Source organism: Nesterenkonia natronophila (genome assembly GCF_003595215.1).
GTDB classification, from domain to species: domain Bacteria; phylum Actinomycetota; class Actinomycetes; order Actinomycetales; family Micrococcaceae; genus Nesterenkonia; species Nesterenkonia natronophila.
Window position 1 is genome coordinate 910172 of record NZ_QYZP01000001.1, and the last position, 22464, is coordinate 932635.

The 22464-nt window shown below is 63.3% G+C and carries 22 protein-coding genes; 11 read left to right on the forward strand and 11 right to left on the reverse strand.

Translation table 11 applies throughout. From position 1 onward, the window contains the following. Window positions 1-25 precede the first annotated feature (25 nt). From miaB to dapF, 3 genes are read left to right on the forward strand one after another with little or no spacing between them, the layout of a single operon-like run. On the forward strand, window positions 26-1543 hold the full coding sequence (gene miaB / locus D3250_RS11940) for a tRNA (N6-isopentenyl adenosine(37)-C2)-methylthiotransferase MiaB (protein WP_119902066.1): 1518 nt from the start codon (window positions 26-28) through the stop codon (window positions 1541-1543). Beyond that, a complete protein-coding gene (miaA, locus tag D3250_RS04255; protein WP_225973123.1) occupies window positions 1530-2465 on the forward strand; it encodes a tRNA (adenosine(37)-N6)-dimethylallyltransferase MiaA in 936 nt (311 codons plus the stop codon). The genes miaB and miaA overlap by 14 nt, the downstream gene beginning before the upstream one ends. An 8-nt stretch (window positions 2466-2473) precedes the next feature. Next, window positions 2474-3391, forward strand: coding sequence for a diaminopimelate epimerase (gene dapF / locus D3250_RS04260; protein WP_119902068.1), 918 nt, complete (start codon window positions 2474-2476; stop codon window positions 3389-3391). On the opposite strand, the gene D3250_RS04265 is transcribed toward dapF, so the two are convergent. Both D3250_RS04265 and D3250_RS04270 read right to left on the reverse strand, forming a co-directional pair. Then, on the reverse strand, window positions 3375-4748 hold the full coding sequence (locus tag D3250_RS04265) for a folylpolyglutamate synthase family protein (RefSeq protein WP_119902069.1): 1374 nt from the start codon (window positions 4746-4748) through the stop codon (window positions 3375-3377). The genes dapF and D3250_RS04265 overlap by 17 nt on opposite strands. After that, entirely contained in the window at window positions 4745-5368 is a 624-nt protein-coding gene (locus tag D3250_RS04270; RefSeq protein WP_119902294.1) for a class I SAM-dependent methyltransferase, read from the reverse strand. The genes D3250_RS04265 and D3250_RS04270 overlap by 4 nt, the downstream gene beginning before the upstream one ends. A gap of 212 nt (window positions 5369-5580) precedes the next feature. Here D3250_RS04270 and hflX point away from each other — a divergent pair, with 212 nt between their 5' ends. Both hflX and D3250_RS04280 read left to right on the forward strand, forming a co-directional pair. Next, a complete protein-coding gene (gene hflX, locus D3250_RS04275; protein ID WP_119902070.1) occupies window positions 5581-7176 on the forward strand; it encodes a GTPase HflX in 1596 nt (531 codons plus the stop codon). A 3-nt stretch (window positions 7177-7179) separates the two neighbouring features. Further along, on the forward strand, window positions 7180-9207 hold the full coding sequence (locus tag D3250_RS04280) for an ATP-dependent DNA helicase (RefSeq protein WP_225973124.1): 2028 nt from the start codon (window positions 7180-7182) through the stop codon (window positions 9205-9207). Here the strand turns inward: D3250_RS04280 and lexA are convergent. Then, window positions 9194-9916, reverse strand: coding sequence for a transcriptional repressor LexA (gene lexA, locus D3250_RS04285; protein ID WP_119902071.1), 723 nt, complete (start codon window positions 9914-9916; stop codon window positions 9194-9196). The genes D3250_RS04280 and lexA overlap by 14 nt on opposite strands. A 208-nt stretch (window positions 9917-10124) precedes the next feature. On the opposite strand from lexA, the gene D3250_RS04290 reads away from it, so the two are divergent. The 6 genes from D3250_RS04290 to D3250_RS04315 are packed head-to-tail and all read left to right on the forward strand — an operon-like array spanning window position 10125 to window position 14574. Next, window positions 10125-10490: a LysM peptidoglycan-binding domain-containing protein gene (locus D3250_RS04290; protein WP_119902072.1), complete on the forward strand. Its 366-nt coding sequence runs from the start codon at window positions 10125-10127 to the stop codon at window positions 10488-10490. Between the two features lie 32 nt (window positions 10491-10522). Next, window positions 10523-11629, forward strand: coding sequence for a histidinol-phosphate transaminase (locus D3250_RS04295; RefSeq protein WP_119902073.1), 1107 nt, complete (start codon window positions 10523-10525; stop codon window positions 11627-11629). A 12-nt stretch (window positions 11630-11641) separates the two neighbouring features. Further along, on the forward strand, window positions 11642-12274 hold the full coding sequence (hisB, locus tag D3250_RS04300) for an imidazoleglycerol-phosphate dehydratase HisB (RefSeq protein WP_119902074.1): 633 nt from the start codon (window positions 11642-11644) through the stop codon (window positions 12272-12274). After that, window positions 12271-12912 carry an imidazole glycerol phosphate synthase subunit HisH gene (gene hisH / locus D3250_RS04305; protein ID WP_119902075.1) on the forward strand — a complete coding sequence of 214 codons (642 nt, stop codon included), beginning with the start codon at window positions 12271-12273 and terminating at the stop codon, window positions 12910-12912. Before hisB ends, hisH begins: the two co-directional genes overlap by 4 nt. 20 nt (window positions 12913-12932) lie before the next feature. After that, window positions 12933-13688 carry a bifunctional 1-(5-phosphoribosyl)-5-((5-phosphoribosylamino)methylideneamino)imidazole-4-carboxamide isomerase/phosphoribosylanthranilate isomerase PriA gene (gene priA, locus D3250_RS04310; protein ID WP_119902076.1) on the forward strand — a complete coding sequence of 252 codons (756 nt, stop codon included), beginning with the start codon at window positions 12933-12935 and terminating at the stop codon, window positions 13686-13688. 10 nt (window positions 13689-13698) lie between these two features. After that, window positions 13699-14574, forward strand: coding sequence for an SseB family protein (locus tag D3250_RS04315; RefSeq protein WP_119902077.1), 876 nt, complete (start codon window positions 13699-13701; stop codon window positions 14572-14574). A gap of 18 nt (window positions 14575-14592) precedes the next feature. On the opposite strand, the gene D3250_RS04320 is transcribed toward D3250_RS04315, so the two are convergent. From D3250_RS04320 to D3250_RS04355, 8 genes are all read right to left on the reverse strand, one after another. After that, complete coding sequence (locus D3250_RS04320; protein WP_147383477.1) at window positions 14593-15087, reverse strand: MarR family winged helix-turn-helix transcriptional regulator; 495 nt, start codon at window positions 15085-15087, stop codon at window positions 14593-14595. Between the two features lie 35 nt (window positions 15088-15122). Then, the gene (locus D3250_RS04325; protein ID WP_119902079.1) at window positions 15123-15782 is read right to left on the reverse strand and encodes a CoA transferase subunit B; all 660 of its coding nucleotides are present in this window, start codon (window positions 15780-15782) and stop codon (window positions 15123-15125) included. 1 nt (window position 15783) lies between these two features. Then, the gene (locus D3250_RS04330; protein ID WP_119902080.1) at window positions 15784-16578 is read right to left on the reverse strand and encodes a CoA transferase subunit A; all 795 of its coding nucleotides are present in this window, start codon (window positions 16576-16578) and stop codon (window positions 15784-15786) included. Window positions 16579-16645: 67 nt separating this feature from the next. Continuing rightward, window positions 16646-17428, reverse strand: a complete 783-nt coding sequence (locus D3250_RS04335; RefSeq protein ID WP_119902081.1) for a 3-hydroxybutyrate dehydrogenase — start codon at window positions 17426-17428, stop codon at window positions 16646-16648. A gap of 50 nt (window positions 17429-17478) precedes the next feature. Next, window positions 17479-18942: a GntP family permease gene (locus tag D3250_RS04340; RefSeq protein ID WP_225973125.1), complete on the reverse strand. Its 1464-nt coding sequence runs from the start codon at window positions 18940-18942 to the stop codon at window positions 17479-17481. Between the two features lie 79 nt (window positions 18943-19021). Then, window positions 19022-20215, reverse strand: a complete 1194-nt coding sequence (locus D3250_RS04345; protein WP_119902082.1) for a PucR family transcriptional regulator — start codon at window positions 20213-20215, stop codon at window positions 19022-19024. A gap of 8 nt (window positions 20216-20223) precedes the next feature. Continuing rightward, a complete protein-coding gene (locus D3250_RS04350; protein ID WP_119902297.1) occupies window positions 20224-21543 on the reverse strand; it encodes a short-chain fatty acid transporter in 1320 nt (439 codons plus the stop codon). A 244-nt stretch (window positions 21544-21787) separates the two neighbouring features. Continuing rightward, complete coding sequence (locus D3250_RS04355) at window positions 21788-22402, reverse strand: PepSY domain-containing protein (protein ID WP_158583068.1); 615 nt, start codon at window positions 22400-22402, stop codon at window positions 21788-21790. Window positions 22403-22464: the final 62 nt, after the last annotated feature.

Sequence of the window (22464 nt, forward strand, 5' to 3'; positions counted from 1 at the left end):
GTACCCGAGACACTGCTGAGCTGACATGACTGAAGCGCTTCTGGACCGTACCGAACACTCCTCCGTGCTGCGCACTTACCAGGTGCGCACCTTCGGCTGCCAGATGAATGTGCACGACTCCGAGCGCATCTCCGGGCTCCTCGAAGAGGCCGGATATGCCAAAGCCGCAGAGGGCGCCACACCGGACCTCATGGTCTTCAACACCTGTGCTGTGCGCGAGAACGCAGACAATAGGCTCTACGGAAACCTCGGCCAGCTCAAACCCATCAAAGAACAACACGGCATGCAGATCGCCGTAGGCGGCTGCTTGGCCCAGAAGGACCAGGACGCCGTTCTGAAGCGCGCCCCCTATGTCGACGTAGTTTTCGGAACCCACAACATCGGGTCCCTCCCGACGCTGTTGGAACGCTCCCGGCACAACCAAGAAGCCAGTATCGAGATCCTCGAGTCATTGGAGACCTTCCCCTCTACGCTGCCCACCAAACGGGAATCAGTCCATTCCGGGTGGGTCTCCATCTCCGTGGGTTGCAACAACACCTGCACCTTCTGCATCGTGCCGTCACTGCGCGGCAAGGAACGCGACCGCCGGCCCGGAGATGTGCTCGCCGAAGTTCAGGCTCTGGTCGGCGACGGCGCCGTGGAGGTCACACTGCTGGGGCAGAATGTCAACACCTACGGTGTGGAGTTCGGTGACCGGCAGGCCTTCGCCAAGCTGCTCCGGGCCTGTGGCGAGATCCGGGGGCTGGAAAGAGTGCGCTTCACCTCGCCGCACCCCGCCAGTTTCACTGACGACGTCATCGACGCTATGGCGGAGACCCCCAATGTGATGCCTCAACTTCATATGCCGCTGCAGTCCGGTTCAGACCGAATCCTGAAGGCTATGCGGCGCTCCTACCGCGGCAAGAAGTTCCTCGGGATCCTCGACAAGGTCCGTGAACGTATCCCGGAGGCGGCTGTCACCACAGACATCATCGTTGGATTCCCTGGTGAGACCGAAGAGGACTTCGAAGACACGATGCGCGTGGTGGAAGCCTCCCGCTTCGCCAGTGCCTACACCTTCCAGTACTCCCCGCGACCGGGAACCCCTGCGGCTGACATGGAGGACCAGATCCCCAAGGAGGTGGTCCAGCAGCGCTTCGTCCGGCTGCTGGAGCTTCAGGATCGCATCACCGCGGAAGAAAACGCGACCTTGGAGGGCACCGTCCAAGAGCTGCTGGTCACCGCAGATACCGGCTCCAAGGGCCATGAGACGGGTCGCCTCTCCGGACGGGCACCGGATAACCGGCTCGTGCACTTCAGTGTTCCTGAGGGGGCAGAGCCCCCGCGCCCCGGAGACTTCGTCACCGTTCCCATCACCCACGCCGCCAGCTTCCACCTGCTCTCCGATCCTGCCCCGGAGGACTTCACAGTGCGCCGGTCCGCAGCCGGAGACGCCTGGGACCGTTGGCAGGCTGACTCGTGCGGCGTCGGGACCACCAAAGTCGACGCCGACAAGCCCTCGGCCGTCTCACTGGGTATGCCGGTTCTGCGTGTCGGACCCTGAGCCCATCGAGCAGGCCCCCCTCATTGCTGTGGTCGGGGCCACCGCATCTGGCAAGACGGGCCTGAGCTTGGAGCTCGCTCGGCGGCTCGACGGTGAAGTCATCAATGCGGATTCCATGCAGCTCTACCGCGGCATGGACATCGGCACAGCCAAGGTCACCCCTGAGCAGGCCCAGGGCACCCCGCACCATATGATTGACCTGCTTCACGTCACGGAGGAAGCCTCTGTGGCCGACTATCAGACCCAGGCCCGAGGCGCCGTCGCAGAAGTCCGCAGCCGGGGCAGAACGCCGATCTTGGTCGGGGGATCCGGACTCTACGTCCGATCTGCTCTCGATGTCATCGAGTTCCCACCCACGGATCCGCAGCTCCGCGCCCAGATTCAGGCCCAGCTTGAGGAGGAGGGAGTGGTCGCCCTGCGCGAGGAACTGCGTGAAGCGGATCCAGAAACGGCATCCGCGATCAAAGACGAGCGCCGCCTTGTCCGTGCCCTCGAAGTCATCCGACTCACCGGACGTACCTTCACATCTTTTATGCCGCAGCGTGTCTACGAACCCAACCTCAAGCCAGTGGTGCAGCTCGGGCTCCGCGTAGACCGGCCCCTGCTGCACGAGCGTATCTCCGCACGGGTACACCAGATGCGCCAGTCCGGCCTGCTGGAAGAAGTCCGCGACCTCGAGGCAGAGGGCCTACGGAGTGGGAGAACCGCCTCGGCAGCTATCGGCTACCACCAGTTCCTCCGCGTGGTTGATGGGCTTCAAACCGAGGAGGAGGCCGTGCAGGACACCATCGTGGCCACTCGGCGATTCGCCCGACGTCAAGAGACTTGGTTCCGGGCGGACCCACGAATCACCTGGCTGGACGCACCGGATGCTCAGCTCGGTGACTACGCCATGGAAGCAATCCGACGACAGACTGGTTGAATACCAATATGCGCTTCACCAAGGCACAGGCAACCGGTAACGACTTCGTGATGATCTCCGACCCGGAGGCCCACCTCGAACTCACCGGCAGCACAGTCACCCTGCTCTGTGACCGACACCTCGGCATAGGAGCTGACGGTCTCATCCGGGCCGTCCCGGCGCACAGATTCGATGACGGCGTCACAGCGCTGAGCGAAGCTGGACTGACCAGCACCGATGAAACGCCACTATGGTTCATGGACTACCGCAACGGTGACGGCTCCAATGCAGAAATGTGCGGAAATGGAGTCCGCGCATTTGCTCACTATCTAATTGCCGAGAAGCACATAGAGCTGGGCGAAGGGGACAGTATCCCAGTGCTGACCCGCGCAGGGCTCCGGACTGTGCGCAGAGTCAAAGAGGGATATGCCGTCGGGATGGGCGTATGGTCTTTCATCGACCCCCAAATGGCCTCCGAATCGGCCTCAGACTCACTGGTCCGGGCCCACGGTCTCACGGACCCGCGCCCGGCTCTGAGCATCTCGATGGGGAACCCGCACACGGTAGTTGCCCTGCCGGACGAGACCACCCTAGAGAAATTGGACCTGCACCATGCACCCACGGTAGATCCCACCCCACCGCATGGCACCAATGTGGAATTTGTGGTGCCAGCCGAGCCTCTGGTGGCCGAGAATCAGGGGCGTGTGAGCATGCGCGTTCATGAACGAGGTGTTGGAGAGACTCTCTCCTGCGGCACCGGTACGTGCGCGGCTGCGGCTGCCGTCCGGGTCTGGGCCGGGGCTGATGCGGTGGACACCTGGACGGTGACCGTCCCTGGAGGCGAGGTCAACGTCCGTTTCACTGCACGGACCGACGGTGCGGAGGACGTTGAGCTCGCCGGGCCGGCCGAGTTGGTCTACACCGGGGACATCAGCCTGCCCGAGTGAACAGCCGCTCGGCGTCTTCGCCGAGGCTGCGCAGCACCAATGAGGTGAACAGCACCGTGCCCACTGCCAGCGAGTCAGCCTCCCGCAGCAGCTGAAGCAGCTGCTCGGAAACCGCTGTCTCATGGACGCCATGGCTTTCCAGGTCCTGCAGGGCAACCCATTCCCACTCGGGGCCGACTGGCCATTCGGACCGTTTCGGGGTCCCAGTGTAGGCACCAGGAAGCTCCACGAACACCTTGCGACCGGAAAACCCCTCCAGCTCTGAGACGAAACCGGGGAGATCTTTCAACGGGGGCAGACAGACCAGCACCTGTTGGGCCCCGCCCAGAGCATCTTCAGCGCAGACCAGCGCGGCGCGGAGCCCGCTCCGCGACACTGCTGAATCCACCACGCAGCGCCGCGGGAAACCCCCCGCAAGCGAGCCCATGGGAGGTACCTCATGGACCGACAGGCGGCCCGGATAGCGCACGGACCGTGTCACCGCAGCCAGTTGCGTCACCTCCTGTGCGGGCCGGGTTAGGTCCTGCCCCGCAGCTGCGAGGCCAGCGAGCACCCCGGCGGCTGCGTTTTCCTGAGCGAAACCCGCCGGCAGGTGTTCCACCACACGGTACAGCCATGGGTCACTGACCAGCGCCGGCATGACCAGGCGGGCTCGATGCACTTGGCACTGCTGTTCGACGATTCTCTGCACGGCAGATGTCTGCGAGCAGGAGATGACCCACTGCGTCCGGCCCGTGATCACCGCTGTTTTGTCCTGTGCGACGTCCTCAACAGTGGGCCCCAGCAGATCCAGATGTTCACCGAATATGCTGGTGACGATGACCCCCTCCAGCGGCCAGTGCGAAAGGTCATCGGAGGCTCCGCCGATCCCCGCTTCAGCCACCACGAGCTCAGCGCCGATCTCACGGGCGATCAGAAACCCCATCAGCAGGAACAGTCCTGTGGGAGCCAAGTACCCGGAGCCTTCAGTGGCAGCGGGCAGCTGGTGCTGTGCCTGTTGGATCTTCATCAAGGCGCTGTGCCGCAGGGCTTCACCCACGGTGAGACCGTCCGATCGTATCCGGTCCGCATTGGAAAGGACCCCCGGACTCATCACCGAGACCACGTGAACGCCCTGGCTGGCGGCCGCCGCCGCAGCGTAGGCAGTGGCCGTGCCTTTGCCCTTCGACCCGACCACACCAATGGTGCGATGCTTGGCGCTTTCCGGAGAGTAGTCCAGCACTTCCATCAGTTGGAGCATCCGGGGCAACGACCGCGTGGTCTTCCCGCGCAGGGCGCGCCACTCAGAAAAGACCACCTGCTCCTCCAACTCAGCCAGGGACTGGGAGGCTGGTGGAGCGTCCTCGTGCTTCCTCACGGCAGGGGCCCGCGGCAGACGCGGATAATCCGGAAGCCCTTGACGCTGGTGGCGCGCTCCACAGCAAAGTCTTCGCCTACGGCAGCGAGCATGGACTTCAGCCAGGTCAGCAAAGAATCTGCACCCAGGTTCTTCTGAACCACCAGGTGCGCCTCACCCCCGTCCTCGAGACGAGGCAACCACAGCTGCAGCAGTTGGTGCAGCGCGGGTTTGCCGATCCGGATGGGTGGATTGGACCAGATGGTGGCGAACCTCAGGCCCGAGGGCACCTCCTCCGGGGCGCAGACGGTGACGTTGTTCAACTCCAGGGCAGCGACGTTCTCCGCGCAGAGCGTGCGAGCCCGTTCGTTGACATCCACAGCCCAGACGTGAGCCTGTGGTGACAGCATCGCTTGGGTCAGTGCGATCGGACCCCAACCGCAACCAATATCCAGCAGATGACCCCTCTCGGCCGGGGCGGGGGCCTCCCGGAGAAGAATCTCGGTACCCTTGTCGATACCGTCGGGGGAGAAGATTCCACCGGCCGTAAGCGCGGTGAAACGCTGCCCCGCCAGGGTCACCTCAATGCGGCGGCGCTCGAACGGGCCCTCAGGAGAACTGAAATAGTGCGCAGAATTCATCACTTGATAGACTAGTACGCATGTGGATTCGCCCAACTCAGTACGCCCGCCACCGTTCAGCGGCCTGATTATTACGCCCCAGCTCCCGGATGACCCGCCGCGGTCCCGGTTGAGCGTGTCCGAATCCAAGAACTACACAAGTCCCGCGCAGAGGAAGAGACGCATCGGTGTGAGAGCGCCTGAGTTGCTCTGGCCGTGCGGGCAAGGAATTTATGACTGAACATAAGAACACCCCCAAGTCTGCATCCACCATTGACGAGACGATCGCCCGCATCCTCGCTGCGGATGAGGCTGCACCGGCAGCAGAGTTGAAGGCCGATTCCTTCGCCGCCGATGAAGCGGACTTCACCGTCCAGGAGGAGTCCCAGCGGCGCAGCAGAATCCTCGGCGACCGCGCCCGGGAGCTCTCCGGCGACGAGACCCACACCACCCACGACGGTGAGCAGTACGACCTCTTCGAGCGCCGCAATCTGCGGCGGGTGGAGGGGCTCTCCACCGAGTTGGAGGACGTCACCGAAGTCGAGTACCGCCAGCTGCGCCTGGAGCGAGTAGTCCTCGCCGGGCTGTGGTCAGGCGGTTCTGCGGCGGAGGCCGAGTACTCCCTGCGGGAGCTGGCTGCCCTCGCTGAGACAGCAGGCTCCACCGTCTTGGACGGCTTCATCCAGCGCCGATCCACCCCGGACCCTGGAACGTTCTTCGGGTCCGGCAAGGCAGAGGAGATCAGGGAGGCTGTAGCAGAGCTCGGTGCGGACACTGTGGTGGTCGATTCCGAACTCGCGCCCTCCCAGCGGCGTGGCCTGGAGGACATCGTTAAGGTCAAGGTCATTGACCGCACCGGTCTGATCCTGGACATCTTCGCCCAGCACGCCAAGTCCCGCGAGGGCAAGGCGCAGGTGGAGCTCGCTCAGCTGGAGTACCTGCTCCCGCGGCTTCGCGGTTGGGGTGAGTCCATGTCCCGCCAGGCCGGCGGGCAGGTCGGTGGCGCAGGGGCCGGTATGGGCTCCCGCGGTCCCGGTGAGACCAAGATTGAGCTGGACCGACGCCGCATCAACACGCGGATGGCGAAGCTTCGCAAACAGATTGCGGCGATGAAGCCGGCCCGGGAGGCCAAACGGGCCAACCGCAAGCGCAACGCAGTGCCCAGCGTGGCGATCGCCGGTTACACCAACGCCGGGAAGTCCAGCCTGCTCAACCGGCTCACCGACGCAGGAGTGCTGGTGGAGAACGCGCTGTTCGCCACCCTGGATCCCACCACCCGCAAGGCCGTCACCCCGGACGGGATCGGTTATACGCTCTCCGACACGGTGGGCTTCGTCCGGCAGCTGCCTACGCAGCTCGTCGAAGCCTTCCGTTCCACGCTGGAGGAAGTGGCCGATGCTGACCTGATTCTGCACGTGGTCGATGCCTCCCACCCGGAGCCGGAGGGGCAGATTGCCGCAGTGCGAAGTGTGCTCGCCGACGTCGACGCTCATGAGGTAGACGAGATTATCGTGCTGAATAAGGCCGACGCCGCTGAGACCCACGTCATCGACCGGATCATGCGGCGCGAACCCCACGTGGCAGTGGTCTCGGCGCACACCGGTGAGGGCATTGCCGAACTCAAAGAGCGGATCAGCGCCGCGATACCACGACCCAACGTGGAGATGGAACTACTGGTGCCCTACGAGCATGGTGAGGTCGTCTCCCGCCTGCACGAAGAAGATGCGGAGATTCTTTCGTCAGCCTACGAAGAAGCCGGCACCCGACTCTCAGTCAAAGTCGGACCCTCACTGGCCGCGGAGCTGCAGGCTTTCCAGGTAGAGTCCTGACCTGTGGCGCAGGGGAGTACGGCGGCTACGCAGCCGCAGGCAGCAGAGCGCCTGTTGGACACCGCGGTCGCATCTTTCAACGGCAGCCGGCGGTCCGGCCAGGTGGAGATGACGTGCCGAGTCTCTGACTCGCTGCGCAGCGGGAAGCATCTGTTGGTGCAGGCCGGGACCGGGACCGGGAAATCTCTCGCCTACCTCATCCCCGCGCTGCATCACGCCGTCTCCACCGACAAACCGGTCCTGGTCTCCACGGCGACGCTGGCCCTCCAGGCCCAGATCATCGGCCGAGACCTGCCCCGACTGTTGGAGAGTATTCAGGATAAGCTTCCGCGACCTCCCCAGGTCGCCCTGGTGAAAGGCCGGTCTAACTACCTCTGCAAACAGAAGCTGGCTGGCGGCTTCCCCGAAGATGACGAAGACCAGGAAGCACTCTTCGCTGCCGCAGTGGAGCCCACTGGCGGTGTCACCACCTACGAGCCCACCTCAAAGCTGGGCAAAGAAGTGGTCATGCTGCGCGAATGGGCGGACACCACCGACACCGGTGATCGCGACGATCTGCCTACCGGAGTCACTGATAAGGCATGGCGGCAGGTCTCGGTCAATGCTGTGGACTGCCTGGGCCGGAAGTGCTCGATGTTCGAGGAGTGCTTCTCCGAGTTGGCTCGCAAGGATGCCCAGGAGGCCGATCTGGTGATCACCAACCACGCAATGCTGGCCATTGACGCCTTCGAAGGTTTGGACGTTCTGCCCGAGCATGATGCCGTCATTATTGACGAGGCTCACGAGCTGACGGACAGGGTCACCTCCGCTGTCACCGCCCAACTCTCCGCCCAAATGATCCAAGCAGCCGCGAGTTCAGCGCGGAGGCACACTGCCATCAACGTCGACGGTCTCCAAGCGGCAGCCGTCGCCATAGAGTCGGCCTTCGGCGGGGTGGAAGACGGATTGCTTGCCCGCGGTCTGAACCAACAGCAGGGCAGCGCCGTGGAGTCCACCCACAACGCGGCCCGCACCGCACTGTCAGATTCCAAACCTTCCGGCGATGCTGACGCGGATCCTGGGCGAACCACCGCCAGGTCCCGGCTTCAAGCCGTCCTCGACGTCACCGAACGGATGTTGGCCAGCCCGCAGACCGCCGATGTGATGTGGCTCTCGCGCCCAGGAACGTTCACCCCCGGTCGGGGATACCAGCCCGCGGACGTCTCCGAACCGCCGCTGCTCTACGTGGCCCCCACCTCAGTGGCCGGCCGACTGAGGGAGGGCCTCTTCGGCACCAGAACAGTCGTGCTGACCTCAGCGACGCTGAAAATTGGGGAGAGCTTCGACCCGCTGGCCGGATCGTTGGGGCTGCTTGGCCCAGAAGCGCCGAAATGGGACGGGGTTGATGTGGGGAGCCCCTTCGACTACCCACGCCAGGGAGTGCTTTACGTGGCGAAGCATCTGCCTGCTCCGTCGATGAAGTCTCAGGACGCTCAGCGCGAGGAGCTGGCCGGGCTCATCGAGGCCTCCGGAGGTGCGACTCTTGCGCTGTTCTCCTCTCGGCGTGCCGCCGAGCAGTCCGCAGAGCAGCTCCGAGAGATGTTAGACATGCCGATTCTGTGCCAGGGCGATTCTACGATGTCGGCCTTGGTGAGGGAGTTCGCGGAGGATGAGCAGACGTGCCTCTTCGGCACCATGAGTCTCTGGCAGGGCGTTGACGTCCCCGGCCGGGCCTGCCGGCTGGTGGCGATCGACCGCATCCCGTTCCCGCGGCCCGATGACCCGCTGAACAACGCCCGCAGTCAGGAAGTGGCCAAAGCCGGCGGTAATGGTTTCATGCAGGTGGCTGCCACTCATGCGGCCATACGGCTCAGCCAGGGTGCCGGTCGGCTGATCCGCACCACCGAAGACAGGGGAGTCCTTGCCATCCTGGACTCACGGCTGGCGACAGCCCGCTACGGGGGATTCCTCAAGAAATCCATGCCCGAGTTCTGGGCCACGGCCAACGGTGACGTCGCTCGCAACGCACTGAGTCGACTCAGAGACTCCTGAGCACCGTCACGACTTTGCCCATGATGGTGGCCTCGTCACCCAAAATGGGCTCATACATGCGATTCTGCGGCAGGAGCCACTGGTGCCCATCCCGGCGCCTAAGGACCTTCACTGTAGCCTCCTCCTCCAAGAGAGCCGCCACAATGTCACCGTTGTCGGCGTCGGGCTGACGGCGCACCACCACCCAGTCGTCCTCGAAGATGCCGGCATCGATCATTGAATCACCGCGTACCTGGAGCATGAACAGTTCGCCTTCGCCGGTGAGCTGGCGCGGCAGCGGCATCACCTCTTCGAGATGTTGCTCGGCGAGTATCGGGCCACCGGCGGCAATGCGACCAACCACCGGAACGTCTGCAGTCCGGGAGTCACTCGCTGCGCGGTAAGCATCAAGGTTCACCACGGTTGAGTCACTGGGGGAGTTCGCAGGCTCCTCGGCGGTGAGGACTTCTGTCAGCAGGCGGCCGGAGGAATCCCGGATGACTTCCATGGCACGGGGTTTTCCAGGATCACGGCGGAGATAGCCCAAATCCTGCAGTCGAGCCAACTGGTGCGTGACCGAGGAAAGTGAGGCCAGGCCCACCGCATCTCCGATCTCGCGCATCGAGGGGGGATAGCTGCGCTCAGCCAACGACGTCTGAATCATGTCCACAATGTGCCGCTGCCGCTCTGTAAGACGTTTAGGTGCGTTCTGCTCATCGCCTGCGTTCATGGGGTTCTCCTCGCCGGGTCGGGACCATGTCCGACCCTCCTGGTGTGATTGACCACGACACCGACGTTGTCGAATGTCACTTCGAACTTCAGGCTCAGGATAGCCGAAATCGCACATAGTTTCCATAGATGGGCGTCGGTGTTCTGGATAGAGTTCGAAGATATGTGCTATATATAGAACACAGGTTCGAATAAGGAGGAACTTCCCCATGACTGCCACCGCGAACTCTGACGCACTCCGCTTCCAGCGGGGCTCTCAGATGCCTGCACTGACGCGCCGCGGCCGTGTGTTGCTGCTGGGCGTGCCGACCCTGCTGCTGACGGCAGCGCTGCTCGTCGCAGCAGTGTTCGCCGGCGCTGCGCTGTTCAACCAAGCCCAGGCCAGCACCTCGTCCGAGCCAGGGCTGGAGGCCGAGGTCGTCACTGTGACCGAAGGTGACACGCTGTGGTCCATCGCATCGGCCACAGACAGCGGCACCGAGGTACAGGTGCTGATCACCCAAATTGCTGAGCTCAATGATCTTGACACCGCCCAGCTTGCCCCCGGCCAGGAGCTCTACGTCCCTGTCGACTGAGCAGCCGGTATGTTGGCGACTACCATGGTCTGGTGACTGAATCGCAAAGTGCTGACCTCCCGCTTCGGGATGAGCTCAAAGGCCAGGAGCCCTACGGCGCACCGCAATTGACGGTAAGGGCCATGCTCAACGTCAATGAGACCACTTATGACGTCCCCTCGGAGGTCGTTGACGCGATCACCCAAGAGGTGCGCTCAGCAGCCCAGACGCTCAATCGCTACCCCGATCGCGAATTCACCACCCTTCGTCGCAAACTGGCCGCTTATCTCACCGGCGAATCAGGGGCTGATATCGAGGCCCCGCAGATATGGGCAGGCAACGGCTCCAATGAGGTAATGCAGCACATTTTGCAGGCCTTCGCCGGCCCGGGACGCTCCGTGATGTCTTTTCCCCCCACCTACTCCATGTATCCCCTCTACGCACAAGGGGTCTACAGCCGCTACATCGCAGGAACCCGAAGCGCGAACTTCACCCAGGATCCCCACGACGTCGCCACGCAGATCAGAGAACGCCGGCCGCACGTAGTGATTCTCTGCTCGCCCAACAACCCCACCGGCACTGCGCTGAGTCTCGAGGTCGTGGAAGCGGCATACGAAGCAGCGTTGGAGTCTGCGACCATGGTGGTGGTCGATGAAGCCTACGGCGAGTTCAGACAACCCGGAACACCCTCAGCGCTGACGATGCTTGCTGACCGACCCAGGCTCATCGTCACCCGGACCATGTCAAAAGCATTCGCATTGGCTGGTGGACGACTCGGTTACCTCGCCGCTGCGCCCGCAGTGACGGACGCTCTCCGCCTGGTCCGACTGCCCTATCACCTCTCCGCTATCACTCAGGCTGCCGCGAACGCAGCACTGGACAACGCGCAGACTCTGATGGCGAACGTTCAGCGGATCAAGCAGCAGCGAGACCGGCTCGTCACCGAGCTCACCGCGATGGGGCTGCACCCGTACCCATCCGATGCGAACTTCGTGCTCTTCGGCGGGCTGCAGGATGCCCACGCAGCCTGGCAGCACCTGTTGGATGACGGCATTCTCATTCGGGAGGTGGCGATCGAAGGGCATCTGCGGGTCACCGCAGGAACTGAGACCGAAACCACAGACTTCCTGGACTCCTTGCGAAGCCACCTCAACGGTTAGGATTGACTCCTTATGTCAGCAGAACTGATCGCAGGCCGCGGAACCCCCTCACGGGCAGCAGAGATGCAGCGCACCACCAGCGAATCCCAGGTCAAAGTACGTTTGGACCTCGACGGCACCGGCGTCTCAAATATTTCCACCACCGTGCCCTTCTTCGACCACATGCTCACCGCGCTGGCCAAGCACTCACTGATCGATCTCTCGGTCGAGGCCCAGGGGGACACCCACATTGACGTTCACCACACGGTGGAGGACACTGCGATAGTTCTCGGTGAGGTGCTCCGAACGGCGCTGGGAGATAAGCGCGGCATCCGCCGGTTCGGCTATGCCTCCATCCCGTTGGACGAAGCCCTGGCCGAGGCTACCGTTGATGTTTCCGGCAGACCCTACTTGGTCCACACTGGGGAGCCCGAAGGTCAGCAGTACCACCTCATCGGCGGGCACTTCACGGGTTCGATGACCCGCCACGTGTTTGAGTCCATCACCTATCACTCCGGCATCTGCCTGCACATGCGTGTGCTCTCCGGACGAGACCCGCACCACATTGTAGAAGCCCAGTTCAAGGCCTTCGCACGTGCGCTCCGGGCTGCGGTCGAGTCTGATCCGCGCACCGACGAGATCCCCTCCACGAAGGGGGCCCTGTGACCACAAAGCCCTCCGTCGCAGTCTTGGACTACGGTTCAGGCAACGTTCACTCCGCGGTGCGCGCGCTGGAGCGCTCGGGGGCAGATGTGGAGCTGACCCAAGATGTAGATGCCGTTCTCAACGCTGATGGATTGGTCGTCCCCGGGGTGGGAGCGTTCGCCGCGGTCATGGACGCGCTCAACGCCATCGAAGCCCCGCGGTGGATCGGACGCCGAATCGCCGGATCCCGACCAGTTTTGGGCATCTGCGTGGGGCATCAGGTGCTCTTCGAACGCGGGGTGGAGCACGGGATCGCTGCGGACGGCATGGCGGAGTGGCCGGGGGAGGTCACAGCCCTGCCCCGTGACGTGGTAGTCCCGCATATGGGGTGGAACACCGTCCGTCCTCCCGAAGACAGCACACTCTTCCGCGGAATTGAGAATGAACGTTTCTACTTCGTCCATTCCTACGCGGTGCAGTCCTGGGACTTCGACCAGAGCATCGGGGCCATCCCGCCGCCGAAAGTCACCTGGTCGCATCACGGTGCCGACTTCATTGCAGCGGTGGAGAACGGTCCGCTGAGCGCCACACAGTTCCACCCGGAGAAGTCCGGCGACGCCGGCATGCAGCTGCTGCGCAACTGGATCACCTCACTCTGACCCCTCAGGAGAAGCCCCCTATGACAGACACCACTGTGCCCACACCCGCCGCGCTTGAGCTGCTGCCTGCCGTGGACGTCGCCGACGGCCAAGCAGTCCGCCTGGTCCAAGGTGAGGCCGGCTCGGAGACCGGGTACGGAGACCCCCTCGACGCCGCGCAGTCCTGGCAGGACCAGGGTGCAGAGTGGATCCATCTGGTGGATCTTGATGCGGCATTCGGGCGCGGACACAATCGCCACATCCTGCAGCGGGTGGTGCAGCAGATGGCTATCAAAGTCGAGCTCTCCGGCGGCATCCGCGATGATGAGTCGCTGGACCGCGCCCTGCAGATGGGCGCTACTCGGGTGAACCTTGGGACGGCTGCTCTGGAGGACCCGGAATGGACGGCCCGGGCCATCCAACGTCATGGTGACGCGATCGCCGTGGGCTTGGACGTGCGCGGAGAAACCCTGGCGGCCCGCGGTTGGACCAAAGAGGGCGGGAACCTTTGGGACGTGCTGGCCAGATTGGAGGACGCCGGCTGCCCGCGCTACGTAGTCACCGATGTCACCAAGGACGGGACCTTGCGCGGGCCCAACACCGAGCTTCTGGCGCAGGTCGCGGCGAAGACCAACCGGCCGGTGGTGGCCTCCGGAGGCATCTCCAGCCTCGAAGACATCGCAGCCCTGGCCGGTATGGTCTCCTCCGGAGTTGAGGGCGCGATCATGGGCAAGGCGCTCTACGCCGGAAAATTCACCCTCCCGGAGGCGCTGCGGGTGGCAGCCGACTCCAGCTAGTGCGGATCCTGTGACCCACGGTCAAAAACACCTCCCAGCACACATCGCCGCGCTGCTTGACCGCCAGCAGCGCAGCGCCGAGGGCCAGGCGGCTGACTCTGCCGGCATCCCCTGGGCTGGGCGCGACCTCACCGGAGCCGGAAACCCGCTGCACACCTTCGACGGCGACGATGGCCTGATCACACCGGTGCTCAGTGCAGCACGACGCCGACTGCTCGCCGGGGAGAGCGATGAACCCGGGTTCGTCAACGCGTTGGTCGGACAGCGCCTGTTCGCCCCGGTGATCGCCACCGGACACGGCGATGCCCAGCACGGGGACAAGGAGGCAGACATCTCGCTGGTCACCCTCGCCGCCGCAGACGGGCGTTCCGCGATGCCCGTCTTCACCTCAGTCGAAGCGCTTACAGCGTGGCATCCGGAGGCAAGACCGGTGGCGGCGGAGGCCGAGCGGGTGATGCTCGCCGCATTAGCGGAGGGAGCTCAGCTGGTGGTCCTGGACCCCGGTAGTTCTGAAGATGCTGGGGCGACGTTTGTGGTGCGCCGACCGGCGGTGGAAGCTCTGGCACGGGGCGATTCGTGGATCCCAAGCTATCAGGATCAGGAGCTGGCCCAGGCCCTGGCTGACGTCCCAGAGACCTGCCCGGGAGTCGTTGGGCTGCGCCTCAGTCCCGGCCGGGGCATTTTGAGCTCGGCTGCGGACGGCAGCACCGTTCTGGGCGGAGGTGTCGGTCCGGAGTTGAGCCTCGGCGTCGTCGTCGAACATGGGACCGATGAGGTGGGTGTCCGCCTGGCTCTGGCGGCGGTCCAGACTGCGGTGGAAGACATTGACCTGCTGCGCGAACGTGCGGACTCCGTTCAGATCATCAGAGTGACCGACAGGGCCTAGGCTGCTGGCCGGCTGCAGTTAGCAGGGCTCGTCGGCCTGTTCTGCGGTGCGGTAGATCTGATCGCAGATGATCTGCAGCTGCTGCGCCTGGTCGTCGTCCACAGCCGGATGAAAGAGCTGCTTGATGTGTTGGGCGTGGACGCGGGACGCCTCGGAGAAGACCTTTTCCCCCGACGGAGTGAGCCGGGCTGTCATACCGCGTTTGTCGTTCTCGTCAGCACAACGCTCTATGAGCCCCCGGTTGGCCAGCGACTTCACCTGATAAGAGAGACGCGAGGGGGAAAAGACCATCTGGGAGGCCAGTTGCCCCATGCGCAGCTGGTGGCTGTCCGCCTCTGCGAGCAGAAGCAGAATGTTGTACTCCGCGAGCTTCAGTCCAGTCACCGCGTGGAGGCGCTTCTCCATTCGGTCGCTGATGAGCGCCGAGGTCTCGAAGAACGCACGCCACGCCCTCGCCTTAGGCGAGAAACCGGTCAGGTCGCGCTCGCGGGATGAGGTCGGCTCGGGAGTCACCCCCACATACTACCGATGCTCATCCCGCAGGACCCTCAGTGCAGCGGAGCAGCCGTGGCCTCGCGGATCTGCTCTTCGCTGACCCCGGGGGCGGTCTCGACCAGAGTGAAGTGCGGGTTCGCCGGGTCCGTGCCGACGTCTATGACCCCCAGATCCGTGATGATTGTGTTCACCACGCCCCGGCCGGTCAGCGGAAGCGTGCACTGGGGCAGCAACTTGGAGCTACCGTCCTTAGTGCGGTGGTCCATCAGTACGATCACCCGGCGTGCGCCGTGGACCAAGTCCATGGCGCCGCCCATCCCTTTGACCATCTTGCCCGGCACCATCCAGTTGGCCAGATCACCGTTCGCTGCGACCTGCATTCCGCCGAGAACTGCGACATCAAGCTTGGCGCCGCGGATCATGCCGAAACTGGTGGCGGAGTCGAAGAAGGCCGCACCGGGATTAACCGTGACAGTCTCTTTGCCGGCATTGATCAGGTCCGGGTCCAGATCCTTCTCCTCCGGGTAGGGGCCCACGCCGAGTATGCCGTTCTCCGAGTGCAGGATAACGTCGCGCCCGGGCTCAATGTGGTTCGGGATCAGTGTCGGCATTCCGATGCCGAGATTGACGTAGTCGCCGTCACTGAGCTCCTCCGCGGCCCGTGCGGCCATCTGCTCGCGGGTCCACCCCTTGGGCTGTGTCTGCTCCGTCATCTCAGCTCGCCTCCTCTTCCTTAGCGGGGGTGCGCACAGTGCGCTTCTCAATCGGCTTGTCGATCTCGGCACCGACTTCGAGAATCCGGTGCACATAGATGCCGGGCAGGTGAACAGCATCAGGGTCGATCTGCCCCGGTTCGACGAGTTCTTCGACCTGGGCGATGCAGATCCGACCTGCCATCGCTGCCGGCGGAGAGAACTGCCGGGCTGCTTGATTGAACACCAGGTTGCCGTGCCGGTCCCCCCGGGCGGCGTGAACCAGGGAAAAGTCGGCCATAATCGACTCCTCCAGCGCGTAGCCGACTGTCTGACCGTCCGGGCTGCGGAAGGGGCGCACCTCTTTGGGTCCGGACTCCTCCAGAATATTTCCCTGGGCGTCGTACTTGGTGGGAATGCCGCCGTCGGCCACCGGGGTGCCGACCCCGGCGCGGGTGTAGAACGCGGGGATGCCCGCTCCGCCTGCCCGAAGCTTCTCAGCCAGGGTCCCCTGGGGCACCAACTCAAGTTCCAGTTCACCCTCCAAGTACTGCCGGGCGAACTCCTTGTTCTCCCCGACGTAGGAAGAGATCATCTTCCGGATGCGACCGGACTCCAGGAGCTTCCCCAGGCCCCAGCCATCCACGCCTGCGTTGTTGGAGGCGATGGTCAAATCAGTTGCGCCCTGTTCCAGCAGCGCTTCGATGATTTGAATGGGGTTGCCGGAGAGGCCGAACCCGCCCACTGCAAGCGATGCGCCGTCGGGAATGTCGGCCACCGCCTCTTCCGCGCTCGCCACTGACTTATCAACACTCATGACATTCCTCCCAGCTCTCGGGTCATTTTCCCAAATCCTCCGTGGTCAGCGGTACACGTCTGCAAGCTCACGCGGCGGTCCACCCACCGTCGATGGCGAATGAGGTGCCGGTTACCATCCCGGAGGCGTCAGATGCCATCCAGAGCGCCAAGCTGGCGACTTCCTCTGTCTCCACCAGACGTTTCACTGCCGATTCTGTCAGCATAATCTTCTCAACCACCTCGTCCTCACTGATCCCGTGGAACCGTGCCTGGTCGGCGATCTGCGTTTCAACCAGGGGGGTACGCACATAGGCGGGATTGATGCAGTTCGACGTCACGCCGTACTGGGCCCCCTCAAGCGCAGTGACCTTCGACAGTCCCTCCAAAGCGTGCTTCGCGGAGACGTAGGCCGACTTATAGGGACTGGCGCGCAGCCCATGCGCTGAGGAGAGGTTGATCACCCGGCCGAATCCCCGCTCATACATGCCTGGCAGCGCCGCACGAATCAGTAGGAAGGGCGACTCCACCATGAGCCGATGCATCAACCGCCACCTCTGCGGATCAAACTCTTGAACTGGGGAGACATGTTGGATTCCTGCGTTGTTGACCAATATGTCGGCATCCAGCGAAAGTTCCTCCAGCGCAGCCGTGTCTGCGAGATCGGCGACCCACACATCGCCGCCGATCTCTTGGGCCAGCTCCTGGGCGGCATCGCCGTTGAGGTCGCAGACAGTGACATGCGCACCGGCCGCAGTGAAGGTCCGGGCGCAAGCGGCACCGATGCCGGATGCCCCACCGGTGATCAGCGCACGGCGTCCACTGAGGGCATCGGTCGGCACTGTTGAGCTGCGGGCGGTCTGTGGATTCATGGAGTACTCCTAGGTGGTTGCTGTCGGGTGCGGTGCGCTGGGTCGGCGGATCAGAAGGAGCCGACCACAGAGACGAGCCCGGCGAGTCCGAGCACGACGACCACCGGTATCGCCAGAGTCACCATACCGAGGTCCTTATAGGCCTGGCGGTGGGTGAGGCCACAGACAATCAGCAGGGTCACCACGGCGCCCGAGTGGGGCAGGGTGTCCAGACCACCGGCGGCCATGGCGGTGAGTCGGTGCATGGCTTCGAGGCTGGTGCCGTCGGCAGTGGCCATTGCGCGCAGATCCTCGCCCAGGGCGTTGAGGGCGATGGTCATACCTCCGGAGGAGGAGCCGGTCAGACCTGCGGTGATTGAGGTGGTCATGATGGAGGTCCACAGCGCGCCGGCTCCCATGTTGAACACGGAGTCGCGGACGACGGCGAATGCTGCCACAGAGGCCACCACGGCCCCGTAGCCGACCTCGGAGGCGGTGGAGAAGATGGGGAGCATGGAGCGCTTCACGCCATCAGTGAAGCCAACCTTCAGCGATCGCACGTCCCTGAAGTTCAGCGCGATCAGAACTAGGATTCCCGCCAGGATAGCGATCAGCACAGCCCAGAGGCCGCTGCGTTCCTCCATGGTGATCTCGCCGAACTGCTCGTCCGCCAGGTAGCTCCAATCCAGCGTGGGGAAGATCAGCAGCGTGCAGGTGAAGTTCACGGCAAAAACGGTGAGCAGCGGCAGGAAAGGGAAGACTCGGTTGGCGGGGATGAGGGTCTCGAGCTGTTGAGAGGAGCCGTCGTCGGCCGAACCGCCGATAATTGGGGCGCTCTCAATGCTCTCGAAATGCTCGCCCTTACGGATCAGCGCAGCGCGTCGGTACTCCAACCAGAGGAGGCCCAGGCCAAGGATCAGTGCGCCGCCGAGAAGGCCAATTCCCGGAGCGGCGTACGCCCCAGTTTCGAAGAACTGACCGGGAATGATGTTCTGCACCTGCGGGGTACCCGGGAGGGCCGTCATGGTGAAGGTGAAGATGCCCAGGGCGATGGTGCCGGGGATCAGGCGGCGGGGGATGTCGGCGACACGGAACATCTCACGTGCCAGGGGGTACATCACGAAGGCGACGACGAAGAGGCTGATGCCTCCGTAGGTCATCAGGGCCGAGGTGAGAACGGTGGCGGCGATGGCGCTGCGGCTGCCGACCCAGCCGGTGACAGTGCGCGCGATGCTCTCCGCGTAGCCGCTGACGGTCATCAGCACACCGAAGACCGCACCGACCAGGAAGACGGGGAAGAAGCTCCCGACGAAGCCGGCCATGGCTGGCATGAAGATTTCGGTGTACGACGCCAGCAGGGGTGCGCCAGAGAAGATCAGGCAGACTGCGGAGGCGACGGGTGCAGCGAGGATGACCGGTACGCCGCGATATGCGAGTGTGATCAGCAGTACGAGACTGATGATGATGCCGGCTATGCCAAAGATCATGAAAATCTCCTGGGAGGATTCGATGGTGCTGGCCGTGTGGATGAGCACTGGAATCCAGCATCCTCGCCAAAGTGTGACGTGGGCTACATCTGTTTGATCAACATCCCAACAGAAATTTTGTATCTGGCTACGAAGAAGGTCTCCGATTGATGTCCCGGTGTTTGCCGGCGGCCAGTACCCAGGAGAGTTCAATGAGGGTATCGAGGTCGCCAAGATCGGCACCAGTGAGCTCGCTGAAGCGCTGGAGGCGGTAACGCAGCGTGTTGACGTGGATGGGAATGCTCCGTGCGGCAAGGGGGATGCTCATCCGGTGCTTCAGGTATGCGTCGACCGCTTCCAGAATGTGCTGGCCGAACTCCCCGGAGTTCTCCAGGGGTGCCAGGTGCAGTCCGTAGAGCAAATCCGTGGTCTCAGGGCAGTTGTGCACACCCAACCGCCATGACAGCTGAGCAAGATCGACGACGCCGGTGCGCCCGATACTTTCTGCTGCTTCAAGTGTCATGGAGGCTGATTGGAACGAGCGCGACAGCTCCTCGAGCGGCGTCGCCTCCCCGAGGCCGATGGTCAGTCCGTGGGGTCCTGTTCCTGGTTCTGGCCGATCCACCATGATGCCGACCAGGCAACTGCCCTGAACCGCTACCAGCACTCTGATCTCGGCCCTCTGGGCCCAGGACTCGACCCGCTGCATGCGATCCACCTCATACCCTGGAGGGGCACTGAGCACCATGGCGCGAAGAGGTTCGGTGGTGGGCACGTCGTAGAGCGTGGCGCCGCGAATCCGTTCAGCTGGGGGCATCGCTGTGGTCACCACATTGCGGATCCATTCGGCTCGCAGGGCTGAGTCGGTGACCGCGCGGGAGACTTTCTTTTCCTGGTAGACGGCGACTGCTCGGGTGGAGAAAGCGTCCCCGAGCGCCCACAGCAGCGTGGAGGAGGTGAGAATCTGTTCGGTGGGGATGCCCCACTCAGGTGCCCGGGTGAGGATGTTGCGGAAAATCAACGACAGCGAGACACGGAATCCCGCCAACACGCTGCCGATCGGGACTCCTTGGGCGTAGCGCTCCACAGCCAGTGCATCGGCTTCTGCCACCTCGTCGGGAGCCGGTTCGTGACCGTCCTGAATGGTCCTGATAGTCAAAGCGATATTCCGCCGAACCGAGGCCTCCAGCGACGGCCTTGGGACGTTCTCGTACCCTGGAACTTTCTTGTGCAGGTCCGTCAAAGTCTGGTCCACCATGGCCTGGTCGCTGCTCATCTGATCCAACAGCTGCTCCCACTGGGGGGATTGCTGCCGGCCGCTGTGGGCTGTGGGCGTGTACATAGGCGGGCTTACAGCGAGACAAGCAGCAAGGCAGCGCTGAAGACAAGTCCGGAGGCGATGAGAGTGATGGTTGTGTAGCCCAGGATGTCGCGCATCTTGAGCCCGGCGATCGCGAGCAGAGGCAGCGCCCAGAACGGTTGAATCATGTTCGTCCACTGGTCACCATAGGCAACCGCCATGATCGCAACTGCCGGGTCAGTGCCCAGCGATTCAGCAGCCTCGAGCAGGATGGGTGCTTGGACAGCGATCTGGCCGCCGCCGGAGGGGACGAAGAAGTTGACCAGCCCTGCTGACAAAAATGCGAACAGTGCGAAGGTCTGCTGATTCGATATGGCGACGAATCCTTCGGAGATCACGGAGATCAGCCCTGTGCCGGCCATGATTCCTAAAATTCCGGCATAGAGCGGGAACTGCAGGAGTATCTCGCCGACGTTGGAGGCCGCCTTCTTCGTAAGTGCGATCAGTTCAAAGGGGTTGCGCACCAGCAGCATGATCAGGGCCAGGAAGCTCCAGTTGACGATGTCCAGGGTCAGGCTGCCGCCGCCGACGAAATGAATGACGAGGTAGCCCACCAAGAGCAAACCGGTGGCAAGAGTGGGGATCCGCGAGGCATCGACCCGGTCTGCAGGGGTCACCACATCCTGCTCAATCTCCACCGCCTTCTCGCGGGCGTCGACGGTGAGCGGAACAATGGCCCGTTTGCTTCGGGGGGCAATCAGGTACAGCGCCAAGGCGACCACTGCGATGGTGACTGCAGCAGCGATGAGGTTCCAGGTGGAGAAGATCGTTTCGGTGATGGCCAGTGGCTCTCCGAGCTGGTCTGCGACGAAGGAGTCGGGGGTGGCTGCCAGCAGCGGACCAGATGCGGAGTAGCCCATGTGCCACACCACGAATCCGGAGAATGCGGAGGCCACCAGCATGGGGAAGTGAACCAGCTCATCGCGGCGGCGGAACTCATAGGCCACCTCACGAGCGAGCAGTGCCCCGGCCACCAGACCCAGGCCCCAGGTGATCAGCGACGCCAACGCCGCAACCACGAACACGAACAGGTATGCCTGGATGGCTGTCTTAGGTACTCGAGCCAACCTCACCAGCAGCTTGTGCACGGGTCGTGTGTTGGCGAGGATGTACCCGAGCAGGAGGATCAGCGCCATCTGCGTGATGAACTCCAGGAGACCGGCCAGCCCGAGGCCCCATTCTTCGACTACGGTGACTGGTCCGGCATCTGTCAGGACCACCGCCAACAGCGCGACCACGAAGGTCAGGATGATGGCAAAGACCAGGGCAGAAGGGATAAACCTTTCCACCAAAGTGTTCAGCGGGCGCATCAACCCCCCTAGGACCGCCCCGCCGCCTTGTCTGGTGCTCGTATCAGCGTTGCTTGCACGGTCCTCAGGCGTCTGATCGGACACGTCCGTCCCCTCCCAGCTAGGTGCTCCTCTTCCCAGGGGCAGGCATTCTCATCAGCAGAGCCCCCCTCTCGATGTGGCACAGCTTACCCCGAGCACGGGATATCTTGGGAGCGTTCCGCGCGGAGGTCTAGAGAGTCAGACCAGCAGAGTCCGGGACGACCTACTCGTCCACCTTCACAACTTCACCGGTCGCCACGTCCACGTAGACCTCAACGTCATTGTCCATCTCGAAATCCCACACGACGATGCCGTCTTCAGTGTCGAGTTCGCCTTCGTGCGGTTGGCCGCCCGATTCCTCTTCGGCGGTCTCCAGCGCTTCAGCGATGTCGATCTCGACACCCTGTGCCTTTTCCTCATCATCGTGGTGGATACCGTGGTCCTCAGTGTGAACGATCTCGAACGATTCGGAGTCGACTTTCAGATCCCACTCGGTGGAGCCGTCGTAGACGTGCACCTTCACATGGCCGCCATCATGGCTGCTGTCCTCAAACTCTGTGATGATCCCGTCAGGGTACTCATCGAGTGTCGTCTGAATAGCCCGGTACGTCGAGTGATCGTCGTCGGTGGCGCCGGCATCGTCAGTGGCATCTTCGTCCTGGACGTCGTCGTTCTCCTCTGAATTTGGGGAGGGGGACTCCTCCGTCTGCGCCGCGTCTTCGTCTTCGGGGAAGTCCTCTTCAGGCGCGCAGGCGGACAGAGCGAGTGCTGCTGCTGCGGTGGCGGACAGGACACTGAATGTCGAACGCGACAGAGGAGAGTGGGACTCGTTTGTCATAGTAATGAGTGAACGCCTTGTTTCTTGAGATGATCCGAGAATCCTCTCGACTGGGGCTGGAA